Origin of the sequence: Rubripirellula tenax (assembly GCF_007860125.1) — a bacterium.
In the GTDB taxonomy this organism is placed as follows: Bacteria; Planctomycetota; Planctomycetia; order Pirellulales; family Pirellulaceae; genus Rubripirellula; species Rubripirellula tenax.
Genome location: NZ_SJPW01000004.1, coordinates 571,978 through 584,038, shown reverse-complemented (window position 1 = coordinate 584,038; position 12,061 = coordinate 571,978). Strand labels below are relative to the sequence as shown.

Sequence of the window (12,061 nt, the reverse complement as noted above, 5' to 3'; positions counted from 1 at the left end):
TGCTGCGCTGGCGGGACCAGCGGGAAAGTTCTCAAATTCTCTCAAACTCTCTACCCGAACGGCTTGAGTTGCGTTCGGATTCCTCGCTCTCTGTGACCGGTCCAAACGACCGGGCATCGGGTCCGGCCGAGACCGGTTCTCGACTCCAAGTGGGAGAAACAGACGTTGTGCGAGGAACAAAGACAGAAGATCGCGACGCTGATTGTCGAAGCGATCTGGCGACAGAAAGTAAAGATTGCCGCTCAACAATCGGGCGCGATCGAAAAGTCCAATGTGGCGAAGAACAACAAGAGCATCAACAAGCCGGAGGTGAGCGATGAGTCCTAAAACGAAATTGCAAATCGCGGGACTTTCGGACCTGACGATCGGCGAACTCACGGCAAAGTACGAGAAGCTGTTCGGCGAAAAGTGCCGATCACGAAACCGACGCTTCGTGCAACGTCGCGTTGCCTGGAAGCTTCAAGCCGACGCCGAGGGCGGCCTGAGTGAACGAGCTATCCTGCGAGCAACGGTGATCGCCGGCGAGTCGCTGATTCGCACGACCCCACCCCGGCAACGAGCGCAGGAAAGCGAATCGACGACGGTACCAAACAACTGGGATCCACGGGTGCCGCCGCCGGGGCAAATCATCGAGCGCAAGTACAAAGGCTCGATGCTGAGAGTGCTCGTGCTAACCGAAGGTTTTGAATACGAGGGTGAGCGTTACAAGACGCTTATCAAACGTCGTTTCCGGATTCCCGTCGATCAAGATCGCGTTGCTGAACGCCGGCCCGGATTGACGGACTTGATTGTTCATCAGTCCCAACTTCGCACCCAAGTGCAGCAACGTGTTGCCGCCGCCAAGATCCAACCCAACACCCGCCTGCGGGCCGAACGCGTCGTTGGTCGCTTCGCCACTTGCCGTCTCCTCGATCAACGGCCCGAACCCAGTGTCCAAACGATAGCTTTCTGAAAACGAATCGCGGTAACGCAGGTAACGCAAACCGATCATCCAGTGCGAATCGATTTCGGATTGGCCGCTGAAAAAATTCCACTCGACGTTGTGAAGCTCCGCGTCGTAATCGATCGTCGCATCCAAATCGGGCAGCGGTGCGACGTTTTGCAGTGTCGCGGACGACTCCCAACCGTCGGTGCCGAAGTAGCTCAGTTCGGTGCGAACGGAATCCAACAGCAACGTCCCCAATCGCAATCGGGGTGCGACTGGCAAGCCGTGATCGAGCGTTTGAGCGACCACGACGGCGTTGTTGCCGGGATCCAAAATCTCGGAGCGAAATTCGCTGCCCGAATGGGTTAGCCACAGGCTATCGACGCCGACCCAGAACAACGATTCATACCGACGATCGGCGAGCGATTGTCCCATGCAAGCAGGATCGTCGCTCAAGCGATTGCACGGCGAATCGCCCTCGTACGAAGGTTTCGATTGGGAATCATCACAACCACGATCCCAGGCATCCGCCGGCAACGCGGCCAGCCACCACACCGCCACTGCGAAACAAAACCGACTGATTCGTTGCATCACAAAACCCATACGCCGTTAGAAAGAAGCCAAACGGCCCGACCATGGTTTGGTATCGGCACGGAAAAACCCGCACATTGAAAACGACCGATTGAATTGACAAAGTCAACCCAGATTGCCACAGCCGGAAAGCCAGCCAGGCGACGCGCCCACCTTACTTGCACTGGTTGTGCAGAAGTATTAGATTCTCGGTTGCCTCTCAATCAGCTTCGGTCGCGGGTCGGCGTGCCGGATGCTTGGACAAGCTTTTCGCGTGCCTGCTATGTTTTCCGACCCATCCCTCACGAATTCATCCGATCCGTTGGCGGATTCGCTTTTTGGCGAATATGCCCGCATGTTGTTGATCGGCACCGCAGGCTGCTCGGCGATCGCTTCAGCCGTTCGGATCGGCGTCGATTCCGGCTCGCTGATGCTGGTGCTGGGTAACGTGTTGGCTCTTGCCAGTCTCGTCAGCTCGCGGTTCCCCTCGGCCGTTCGATTGACGGTGTTGGTGTGTTTCGCAGTGTTGTTGAGCTGGACGACGATTCAGCAAGACACCCCCGACCGTTGGTCGTCGCCGATGGTGTTCTTCTCGCCCGCCGTGTTGCTGGCGAGTTTGGTGATTTTGGCGGTTCGCGAATGCGTCGCCATCGTGCGAGTTCAAAGCCTGCGAGTCTCCTTTCGATCGGGGGCTGTGATGATCGGGATTGCCGGCGTGCTGGTGTACATGATTGTCCTGCCCTCGATCGATGCGTTTCTGGAACAGTACCGCGATCGACCGAGCAGCTACACGATCGAAGAGTTGACGGCGCTTGAACAATTGCGAATTCGCAGCGCCAAGTTCGCCGTGTTCGCGATCTTTACCTACTTCGGTGCCTGCGTGGCGAGTTTCATCAACGTGGTCGCCGCCAGTGCGCCGCGTGGTGAATCCATCGCCTTGCGATCCTCGGCGTGCCCGAAGTGTGAGACACCGATTCGACGAACCGACAATCTGCCGATCTTCAGTTATCTCAACTTAGGCGGTCGTTGCCGCGCCTGCGCGGCCGACATTCCGATTCGATACTTTTGGGTTGAACTGATCGGAGCAGCGATCTTTGGGCTGCTGTTCTTGTACGAATTGGTCACCGGCGCGGCCAATGTTCCCGGAGCCCCACATTACCACTATGCCGGAATTTTGTGGATCATCTTGTACACGAAGTGGCCCGTCATCGGTCTCTACCTCTATCACGTGGCGATGTTCAGTTGTCTGTTGATGTTGGCCCTCATGGATGTCGACCGCTTGCGTTGCCCGAAGTGGTTGGCTCGGTCGATGGTGATCGTGCTGGCCACGTTGCCGATCGCCTTTACGGGACTTCAACCGGTCGCGTTTGACGCTCAGATCCCGATCGCTTTGAGTCAGGCGATGCCGACTTGGTTGGTTCAGGCCGTGACCAGCGTGTTAGGTGGAATTACCGGTTGGGCACTGGCAATTTTAGTTCAACGTTTCGCGAGCAAACGCATCCAGAGACGTAAGACATCGCTTTCGTTGGCCGCCGCGCTCGTCGGCATCACGCTGGGCTGGCAAGCGACCGTCACGATCGCGTTATTCTGCCTCATCGCCGCTAGCTTGCTTACGCTGCTAAGTCGTTGGAACGGCGCAAAAATACAGTGGTCGGCGACATCGATGCTATTCACAATCGCGATGCTGCATCAACCTGCCTGGAAATGGCTTGCCGCGTTGTGGTGAGCCATCTAACGACACTCGTTGCAATGACCACGCAGTAAGATCTCGGTGACTTCTCCGATTTTCTCGCTCGCCCTCTGACTGCCTGCAGTCAGCTTAACATCGTCCAAGCATGATACGGTGCCACAGTCGACACACAAAAAGTGCGGGTGTGTGTTATCGTGGTCGGCAGAGGTCGCCTCGAATCGCCAAACGTGATCACCGACTTCGGTCCGCCGGACCAAACCTGCTTCGACCATGTCATTGAGATTACGAAACGCCGTCGCCTTATCGACACCGTTGACGGCCAGATGATCGGACACCACCGCGTGGGTCAACGGCGTGTTTGATGCGCGGAGCAGTTGCAAGGTTGCCATTCGCGCCGGCGTGGCACGGAGCCCTGCCTCGCGAATCGCCTGCTTGACCGGGTCAAGCGATTCGTCGTTCTTGGTCATTTGGATATCTCAGAAGGAATCATGAACGCTTCGACTATACCCAATTGCAAAACGTTTGCAAGTAATGGAGATCGTCAGGAGCCTCACGCTCCCACAACAGCAACGTGTCCGTGATCGTCGCAGTGATCGCCGTGCGGATGGTGCAAGTGCCCATCGACTAAGTAATCAACATGGTCACCGTGTGGCACCGCTTCATGGCCGCAGTTCGGACCGTGAACGTGGCCTGCTTCGTGTCCGGTACAAGAGTGAGCCGGGGTGCAAACGTTCGGATTGGCTTCGCTGACTTCCAAAACATGCTCTTCGACTTGTCCGTCATCGCGGACGTGGTGCATGTGGCCGTCGTGCAGATAATCGACATGGTCACCGTGCTGGACGCCGGTGTGTTCGCAGTCAGGACCATGTTGGTGGTCGTGATGGGTGTGTAGTTTCGACATTTGCTTCAGTTCCTTAACGAGAATCAGAGTGAGAAAGTTCCATCGCGTGCATGACCCCGTTGGTCACCAATCGCGATATGTGGTCATCGGCGAGCGCGTAGTAGACGTGCTTGCCGTCCCGCCGCGAGCGAACGATGCGTTCGCTTTTAAGCAGTCTCAGCCGCTGTGAAATCGCCGGCATCGGTTCGTCGAGGGTTTGGCACAGTTCCGAAACGCAGCATTCACCCGCTTCGAGCAGAATGAGCAATCGCAGTCGCTGGGGATCGCCCAACGCCCGAAAAATCGCCGCCGCCCGCTCGCAAGCTTCCGCGTCTACTCGCATCGCCAACCCACGATGCCCATGCCCGTCGCAGCTTGGGGACTCGTCAGCCGGTACAGTTGAATTTCGATTTTTAAGTTTTGCCATTGGTTTCACAGTTGCTTACCTATGCAAGTATACGATCCATCAGCCCGACGTCAAGTCCCACGCAGGCAATTCCATTCGAGACTCGCACCCCTGAGCCATAACGAGATACAGCGAGGTGACGCGGAATCATCCGTCACCTTATATGCACAACCAATGCAACAGCGTATCTTTTGCGGTCTGTTCTCGTTGCCTGTTTGGAAATTCGATGTCGACCGCCGCCTTGTTGATTGTCTATTGCCTGCTGATCGCGGCGGCTTCGCTCGCCGGTGGCAAGTTGTCGTCGCTATTGCGGATGACGCATTTGCGGACGCAGTTGCTAATGAGCGGCGTCGGGGGATTGATGATCGGCATCGCGCTGCTGCACTTGCTGCCGCATGGTGGTGAGGTGTTGCGATCTCACTCGCAGGCGGGTGTGGGAGTCTTGATCGGTTTGACGGTCATGTTCTTGCTCATTCGGCTGTTCCATACCCATGACCACGGCGTCCCGGTGACCGAAAATGGGGACGAAGTGAATGCCCAGCCCGATCATCAACATACCCATTGTGATCACGGTCACTCGCACGATCACGGCGACGTGAAGGGGATCAGTTGGGCGGGGCTGTTCTTTGGTTTGCTGCTGCACACGCTAGTGGACGGCGTGGCACTGGCCAGCAGCGTAATCGCTGACGCTTCGCATGGTGCTTGGCTGGGACTGGCGGGACTGGGTACGTTTTTGGCCGTGCTGCTGCATAAACCGCTCGATGCGTTCGCGATCATATCAGTGATGAGCAAACAGAATTGGCCCCAAGCGGCACAAAACGCAGCGAACCTAGCCTTCTCGCTCGCCTGCCCTATCGGGGCGTTGGCGTTCTACTTCGGTGCGACGACCTTTGCTGCCAACTCAGGCGTTCTAGGCTGGGGACTCACGATTTCGGCCGGTTTCTTCATCGGCATCGCACTGGCGGACTTGTTGCCCGAGGTGGCCTTCCACGATCACGATCGCGGCAAGCTCACCACCGCGTTCTTGCTCGGCATCGCGATCGCCGTCGGCATCGAAAACCTGCCCGGTCACGATCATGGCACTCACGAGCCAGCGCATTCAGAACACTCGCACGATCATGGTCACGATCATTGAAGCGATGTCGAGTCTTTATGCGGAGCCAGCGATCCCGACACCGCCCGATCGACTCCCTTAATAAATAATCTCTCCGTCTAAATCGAACCGCCGTATACTTGCACACGCATTGCAGGTGCGGTATATTTGCTTCGGTCGCTTCGTTTCCTGGAGAGTGAGTGATGGTTCGATATTTGTTGACGGCATGGTTGGGTGTGGTCGGTTTTCAAACGTTCGCCGGTGAGCCTACGGTTCAGCCACCCGTGCAGACTGTCGTGGTTGCCGATTCGGCGTCGGCGGCTTTTTTGGAACCGTTGCCAAACGGTGTCGCATTGGGGGTGCTGATTCAAGACGATTCCGAGGACTACGAAGTCGTCAACGCTCGCGCTTTCGCCATGCGTCACGCGACATTTGTCGTGTACGACAGCGGTCAAGAATCGCCGCTCGCGGCTTTGTTTCTTGAGCGACTGCAAAGGCACGGAGTCGTCGCGATTGATCTGCGGAAAATTGCATCGAATAGGTTTCATAACGCGGACGCCCAGCGAACGCGAGTCTCCCACTCACTCCTCACCCAAATCGCCAATCAACCCTAAAGGATGATCTCAATGAACCAAACCAAACTTCTGCCCGTTACCGTCCTGTCCGGTTTCCTTGGTGCCGGAAAGACGACGCTGCTCAACCATATTTTGACCAATCGTGACAACCTCAAGGTCGCCGTGATCGTAAACGATATGAGTGAAGTGAACATCGACGCGGCGCTCGTGAAGTCGGGCGATGCAAATTTATCGCGGACCGAAGAGCAGCTCGTCGAGATGTCTAACGGCTGCATCTGCTGCACCTTGCGTGAAGATTTGCTGATTGAAGTCCGTCGGCTCGCTCGCGCTGGACGATTCGATTACCTGTTGATCGAATCAACTGGCATCTCCGAGCCGATGCCGGTCGCCGAGACGTTCACGTTTGAGGACGAAGAAGGCGATAGTCTGTCGTTGGTCGCCGACCTTGACACGATGGTCACCGTCGTCGACGCGGGTAACTTCATGAAGGACTTTGGTTCGTGGGACGATCTCACGGATCGCCGTTTGGGACTGAACGAAGACGACAAGCGAAACATCGTTGACTTGCTGGTCGATCAAGTCGAGTTCGCTAACGTCATCATCGTGAACAAGACTGATTTGGTGTCGCCATACGACATCGAACAACTCAATCGCATCCTGCGGCAACTCAACGCCGACGCCAAGATTCTCAACACGACCGAAAGCCAAATCGAGCTGTCAGAGATCATGGGCACGGGTTTGTACTCGCTCAGTGAATCCGAGTCTCAACCGGGTTGGCTCGCGGTGCCACGCGGCGAAGAGGAAACGGAAACCGAAGAGTACGGCATCTCGAATTTTGTTTATCGCCGCGACCGTCCGTTTCATCCCAAACGCTTGACCGACGCCCTCGATGGTGACATGGACGACGGCTTGTTCACCGGTGTGCTGCGCAGCAAAGGTTTGATGTGGATCGCGTCGCGTCACGACTGGGCTTATGACTGGTCGCAAGCCGGTTGTTCGATCCGCATGGACCCGGCCGGTTTTTGGTGGGCCGCCGCGCCAGACGAACAGTGGCCCGACGACGAGGAAGTGGTCGCCGAGATTCAATCCAAATTTGTTGGCGCGCATGGCCTCAAGGAACACGGGGATCGACATCAGGAGTTGGTGTTCATCGGCAACGCGATGAACCAAGAACGAATCATTCAAATTCTCGATGACTGTCTGCTAACCGATCTGGAATACGTGCAAGGGCCAGAGCACTGGGCAAACTTTGAAGACCCGTTGCCGCCGATCGAACTGGAAACCGAAGACGAACTCTTGGAAGAGGAGGCGGTGTAATGTCACAAGTGATTGAACCTCGTTCCGCTTCAACGCCTAGCATGCCGCCCGCTGCCAGCCCGTCTCGTTGGCAAGACTGGTTCGGCATCGTCGCGTCGATCGGCTGCGCGATTCACTGTGCGGCGATGCCGTTTGTGATCTCGTTCTTGCCGGCTTTGGGGCTGAGTTTCCTGGCTGATGCAGCCTTTCATCGCTGGATGGCGCTGGCGTGTTTCGTGATCGCGCTGGCGGCATTCGTTCCCGGCTTTCGCCAGCACCGTCGTTGGATGCCCGCCGGGATCGCGGTCGTCGGCATTTCGCTGATCACCTTTGCGGCATTCGGTTTCGCGGGCGATTGTTGTGCGGCTTGCGAGTTGCCTGACTCGTCCAGCGTTTCTGCTGCTGTCTGCACCGATGCATGCTGCGAACTGTGCGCGACGGACGCTGTTACGGAGCAACAATCCCCCGACGTCAGCACCGCAGGCATTGCCATGGCGTCTTTCATGTCACCAGAATTACTCGTCCGTCTCGCTCCCTGGATCACACCCTTGGGAGGCCTGTTGCTGGTCTCTGCTCACTTGCTGAACCGTCGCTACGGATGTTTGTGCGGTTGTTGTGAAGCGAAGCCGTCTGCCGAGGCGACTGCGTAATGCTATCCCAGCCGGAAATCTTCGACGTCGTCGTCATCGGTGCGGGAGCGGCGGGTGTTGGTGTTGGCATCGCACTCAAGCATGCCGGGATCGAGAAATTTCGGATTCTTGATCGTTATCGTGTTGGCGAATCGTTCGATCGTTGGCCCGCGGAAACTCGGTTTATCACGCCGTCGTTTCCTACCAATTCGATCGGAATCTTGGACTTGAATTCAGTGGCGATCGGCGTGTCGCCCGCGTTCAGTCTGGAAGTCGAACATCCGACGGGTCAAGAGTACGCAGCACACTTGCGAGGTGTCGCCCAGTTCTTTGAGCTTCCCGTCCAAGAGAACACCGATGTGTTGTGTGTTGCCAAAGTCGGCGACGAGTTTCGCATCGACACCACTACGGAGACGTTGCGAGCCAAGCATGTGATTTGGGCGGCGGGCGAGTTTCAGTATCCTCGTTTGAACGGGTTTCCGGGCAGCGAGTACTGCATCCACACGGCGACGATCCCCAGCTACGAAGATCTGCAAGGCGATGACTTCATCATCATCGGCGGATAGTGGTCCATACCGGTCACCTGAACGGACGAGACTTTCCCGGGCTCGATTCTTCCAGGCCACTTCACAATCAACGGGACGCGAGTGCCGCCCTCGAAGATCGATCCTTTGCCTTGGCGAAAGGGAGCGTTGGACGTTGCGACGCCGCGATTGTTTTCGAGTCCTCGCGTGGAAAGGCCACCGTGATCCGAAGTCAGAATGATGGCTGTCTTGTCCGCCACACCGGCTTCCGCGAGCGCCAGCATGATGCGTCCAAGCGAATCGTCTGTCTTCTCGATCATGGCGGCGTAGGTCGGGTTGTTCTGGATCGTCTTCGTCATCCCTTGTCGGTCCCGAACGAAGTCGGCATCGTCGCGTTTTCCGCCCGATGCCAAACCCGCTTTGCGAAGCTTCCTGGAATACTTTTTCGTGATCTCCTCGGGTGCTTCGATTGGAGTGTGAACGGCGTAATGCGCCATCACCATCAAGAACGGTTTTTCCTTCGCGGCATCGATGTACTTCACCGCTTCGTCGGTCATCCGATCGATCAGGTTGTCGCCCTCTTTGCTTTCGATGGGGTTCTCGACGGAGTGACCTTTCTCGACCGAAAACGGATGGAAGAAGCTGCCCGTTGCACCGGCCGACCCCGCATGAATGACGGTCTCGAAACCTTGCGCTCTCGGATCTCCACCCTCGTGACCGAGATGCCACTTGCCGATGTAGCAGGTTTGGTAACCGTGTTCTTGCAGTGCTTCACCAAAGGTGACTTCGCTTAGCGGAAGATGGTGTTCTTTGCCTTTGCGTTGGTCCGACTCGTATTGGACACGTGCTGGGCACTTCCCCGACAGCAGCCCCACTCGCGAGGGCACACAACGGGGATAGGCTGAATAAGCATCGGTGAACCGCATTCCTTCGGCGGCCAACCGATCCATGTTCGGCGTCTCGTACAGGCTGCTGCCGTAGCACGAAAGATCGCGTGCGCCAAAGTCATCGACAAAAAACAAAACGATGTTGGGCTTGTCGGAATCCGCGCCGTCCATGGTTGCGTGTTGGAAAAGCGAAGCCGTCGCCACCAATGCAAAAACGAGCAGTCGATTGATTGTCATCGCGTTATTTGTCTGATTGAAAGTAAGGGAGAAGTTCCCGCTGAACAATGTAATCAGACGTTCGCAAGCTGCGGTCTTGGCGCAGAAACACGGCGATCGCAGCGGTGAACGAAAAGCAAGTCCGTTGCATTCTCAGGACTTGGCAAGCGAACGCTGCTTGCGTCGCCAATGCATCCATCCACCTAGCGACGCAACCGCCATCAGCGCCAGGGAAGATGGCTCGGGAACAGCCGTTGCCTCGGCCGTGATGGAGAATCGGTATCGGGCCGGGCCAACGCGAAAGTTAGAGGTGTCGCCAGTGTGGCCAATCGTGAAGGTGGAAATTGGACTAAAGGTCGTGGCCCCCGTGATCACTCCGTCGGCGGATGTACCACCGCTCAGGACGGCTGTCTCGTCTGCGCTATTGAGCTGCGAGAAAGCGATCCGATTGAAGCCACCACCGGTAACAGAACCGGTTCCGGGATCGCCAAGGGTTAGCGATTGGCTCAATAAGCTGAACGTCAACGTTTCGTCCGCAGCATTCAAATTACCGGCGCCGTTACCAGTGACGCCAAAGTTGCCGTCATCCTGAAAAGCAACGTCGCCATTTCCACCCGCGGCTGCCACACCAAACGAAAACGTCAAACTATCGTTCGCGGTTCCGTCAGCTGCGGCGTCAATGCCGCTGATCGTGTACCCATAAGAACCATTCGGAGTGTTTGCACCCGTCGAGAAATCCAATGTGATCGTCTCGAAGCCTGTCCCACCATTAGTGATCTGGGCAACCGTACCATTGTGATTCCCCTCGAACACAAGCACGAGATCGCCCAAGACGTTGGCCGGACTGAAGGCAACAAGTCCGGCTAGGATGGCGCTGAGACTGAGCAAAGGTTTTTGGAACATGTGGTAACTCTCGAGCCTGGCAGGTGCGGTCAAATGATGTTCGGCGTTGGACCACCTCCGCGGTTAGAAACGCCGTACCGGGCCTAATTCCGGCATCAACACGATTTTTTGCGGGAATTGCGACAATTTTCTTCAAGATTTCCCACACGGGCATTTTTTCAGGACTCTCTTCTGCCCAATGTCGTTTCATCAGGCCGTTTGGGGGCGGAAATGCAGCGGACTACTCGCGGCGAAGCGATTGCTTGAAATTCAGCAATTCTTTTTGGACGGCATAGTAAGACGGCCGAGGGCTTCCGTTCTTGTCAAACAGGTTGCCCTGCCGGTCGGGCCGCTGCGTATCGGAGTCCCGCATTTGCCACGCGTTCCATGTCACGACGCCGCCGCGACAGTGCGAAAGCAACGTTCGGATGATGGCCGCGAAGGTCGCCGCTTGGGCGTCGTGATCCGCGTCCTTTGTCCAAACCGTGTTTTCGGTAATGTGGAATTCCAAATCGTGTTGGTGTGCCCAGGTGATCAGTTGATTCAGTCGTTGCATGTTGCCGGCGTCCTTTTCGAAGTCGGAATCGACGTGAGCCTGCCAGCCAATGCCGTCGATGCGAACGTTCTTTTCGCGAAGATACAGAACCGCGGCACAGACCTTTTTCCACGCTTCGGGCTCCATGTCACCGTGCTGGTTGTACAGCAGCTTGACGTTGGGGGCGTGCTCCGCGGCGATCTCAAAGGCTCGCTTGATGTAAAGCGGCGGACGTAGCGGATGGGTTTCATCGAACCCGATTTGCGTCCAAGGATTCTGCCATTTCCCAACGCCTTCTTTGGGGCCGAACCATTCACCCTCACGCGTGACGGTTTCGTTGACGACATCAATCCACTTTACGTGATCGTGGTGTCCGTAGCGTTTGCAAATCTCCGTGACGTACTCTTCCATGACCTGACGCAATTCGTCTGGCGTTCGATCATCTTCTTCCGCCCACGCGGAACATTGCGGACTGACACAGGCGTGCAGCCTCATGATCTCGCCGCGTTCCTGGCATCTCGCAATCCATGCGTCCGGCTTTTTCCATTTCCAAACGCCCGGTTCGGGATGCACACCGGCTTGCTTGAAGGCGTTCGCCGGCGTGATGAATTGGAACTCACGATTGAGAATCGTTTCCGCCTCGGTTCCCAACAATTGAATGCTGGAGGTGCCACCGATGATCAGCGGGAACGATCCCAGCGGTGCGATCTCTCGCAGTCGCGGACCACTTGGTGCTTCAAGAACCGGAGGCTCCGCGTCGGAGATCATCGAGCGATTCTTTTTGTCGTTCCCTTTCCCTGTCTTTGGCGTCTCGGCACCAAGCGTCGATCCGAATAGAACCGCCAACGCGAAAGTCGCAGCCATTCGGCAGACGCTGTCCAGCTGCGACGCCTTGAAGGGTTGGAACATCATCATGGGAAGACTCTTTTCTGTTTGCTTTGGAATTCAAGCCG

The 12,061-nt window shown here is 56.6% G+C and carries 14 protein-coding genes and 1 pseudogene; 8 read left to right on the top strand and 7 right to left on the bottom strand.

Translation table 11 applies throughout. The annotated features are described in order from the left end of the window. Positions 1–165: 165 nt before the first annotated feature. Together Poly51_RS30505 and Poly51_RS31830 are read left to right on the top strand one after the other, a co-directional pair. Positions 166–327, top strand: coding sequence for a hypothetical protein (locus tag Poly51_RS30505; protein ID WP_186775615.1), 162 nt, complete (start codon positions 166–168; stop codon positions 325–327). Then, positions 317–655: pseudogene (locus tag Poly51_RS31830) on the top strand (DUF2924 domain-containing protein); the annotation flags it as partial. The gene Poly51_RS30505 and the pseudogene Poly51_RS31830, both read left to right, overlap by 11 nt. Positions 656–670: 15 nt before the next feature. Here the strand turns inward: Poly51_RS31830 and Poly51_RS31345 are convergent. Continuing rightward, on the bottom strand, positions 671–1,516 hold the full coding sequence (locus Poly51_RS31345) for a hypothetical protein (RefSeq protein WP_246114563.1): 846 nt from the start codon (positions 1,514–1,516) through the stop codon (positions 671–673). 262 nt (positions 1,517–1,778) lie between these two features. Between Poly51_RS31345 and Poly51_RS16735 the strand changes: the two genes are divergently transcribed. Continuing rightward, complete coding sequence (locus Poly51_RS16735; protein ID WP_186775614.1) at positions 1,779–3,221, top strand: A24 family peptidase; 1,443 nt, start codon at positions 1,779–1,781, stop codon at positions 3,219–3,221. A 5-nt stretch (positions 3,222–3,226) separates the two neighbouring features. Here the strand turns inward: Poly51_RS16735 and Poly51_RS16730 are convergent, their stop codons facing one another. The 3 genes from Poly51_RS16730 to Poly51_RS31030 form a co-directional block, all read right to left on the bottom strand. After that, positions 3,227–3,652: a Fur family transcriptional regulator gene (locus Poly51_RS16730; RefSeq protein ID WP_146458921.1), complete on the bottom strand. Its 426-nt coding sequence runs from the start codon at positions 3,650–3,652 to the stop codon at positions 3,227–3,229. A gap of 83 nt (positions 3,653–3,735) precedes the next feature. Continuing rightward, positions 3,736–4,086: a hypothetical protein gene (locus tag Poly51_RS31035; protein ID WP_222435876.1), complete on the bottom strand. Its 351-nt coding sequence runs from the start codon at positions 4,084–4,086 to the stop codon at positions 3,736–3,738. A 13-nt stretch (positions 4,087–4,099) separates the two neighbouring features. Continuing rightward, entirely contained in the window at positions 4,100–4,492 is a 393-nt protein-coding gene (locus Poly51_RS31030) for an ArsR/SmtB family transcription factor (RefSeq protein ID WP_246114562.1), read from the bottom strand. Positions 4,493–4,697: 205 nt separating this feature from the next. Here Poly51_RS31030 and Poly51_RS16720 point away from each other — a divergent pair, with 205 nt between their 5' ends. The 5 genes from Poly51_RS16720 (at position 4,698) to Poly51_RS16700 (ending at position 8,630) form a co-directional block, all read left to right on the top strand. Continuing rightward, positions 4,698–5,606: a ZIP family metal transporter gene (locus Poly51_RS16720; protein WP_146458920.1), complete on the top strand. Its 909-nt coding sequence runs from the start codon at positions 4,698–4,700 to the stop codon at positions 5,604–5,606. A 161-nt stretch (positions 5,607–5,767) separates the two neighbouring features. After that, on the top strand, positions 5,768–6,178 hold the full coding sequence (locus Poly51_RS16715; protein ID WP_146458919.1) for a hypothetical protein: 411 nt from the start codon (positions 5,768–5,770) through the stop codon (positions 6,176–6,178). A 12-nt stretch (positions 6,179–6,190) separates the two neighbouring features. Beyond that, positions 6,191–7,456, top strand: coding sequence for a GTP-binding protein (locus tag Poly51_RS16710; protein ID WP_186775613.1), 1,266 nt, complete (start codon positions 6,191–6,193; stop codon positions 7,454–7,456). Beyond that, the gene (locus Poly51_RS16705; protein WP_146458917.1) at positions 7,456–8,085 is read left to right on the top strand and encodes a MerC domain-containing protein; all 630 of its coding nucleotides are present in this window, start codon (positions 7,456–7,458) and stop codon (positions 8,083–8,085) included. Before Poly51_RS16710 ends, Poly51_RS16705 begins: the two co-directional genes overlap by 1 nt. Further along, a complete protein-coding gene (locus Poly51_RS16700) occupies positions 8,085–8,630 on the top strand; it encodes an NAD(P)-binding domain-containing protein (RefSeq protein ID WP_146458916.1) in 546 nt (181 codons plus the stop codon). The genes Poly51_RS16705 and Poly51_RS16700 overlap by 1 nt, the downstream gene beginning before the upstream one ends. Here the strand turns inward: Poly51_RS16700 and Poly51_RS16695 are convergent. From Poly51_RS16695 to Poly51_RS16685, 3 genes are all read right to left on the bottom strand, one after another. Continuing rightward, the gene (locus tag Poly51_RS16695; protein WP_146458915.1) at positions 8,585–9,712 is read right to left on the bottom strand and encodes a sulfatase; all 1,128 of its coding nucleotides are present in this window, start codon (positions 9,710–9,712) and stop codon (positions 8,585–8,587) included. The genes Poly51_RS16700 and Poly51_RS16695 overlap by 46 nt on opposite strands. A 132-nt stretch (positions 9,713–9,844) precedes the next feature. Beyond that, a complete protein-coding gene (locus Poly51_RS16690) occupies positions 9,845–10,594 on the bottom strand; it encodes a PEP-CTERM sorting domain-containing protein (protein ID WP_146458914.1) in 750 nt (249 codons plus the stop codon). Positions 10,595–10,814: 220 nt separating this feature from the next. Further along, the gene (locus tag Poly51_RS16685; RefSeq protein WP_146458913.1) at positions 10,815–12,023 is read right to left on the bottom strand and encodes an endo-1,4-beta-xylanase; all 1,209 of its coding nucleotides are present in this window, start codon (positions 12,021–12,023) and stop codon (positions 10,815–10,817) included. Positions 12,024–12,061: the final 38 nt, after the last annotated feature.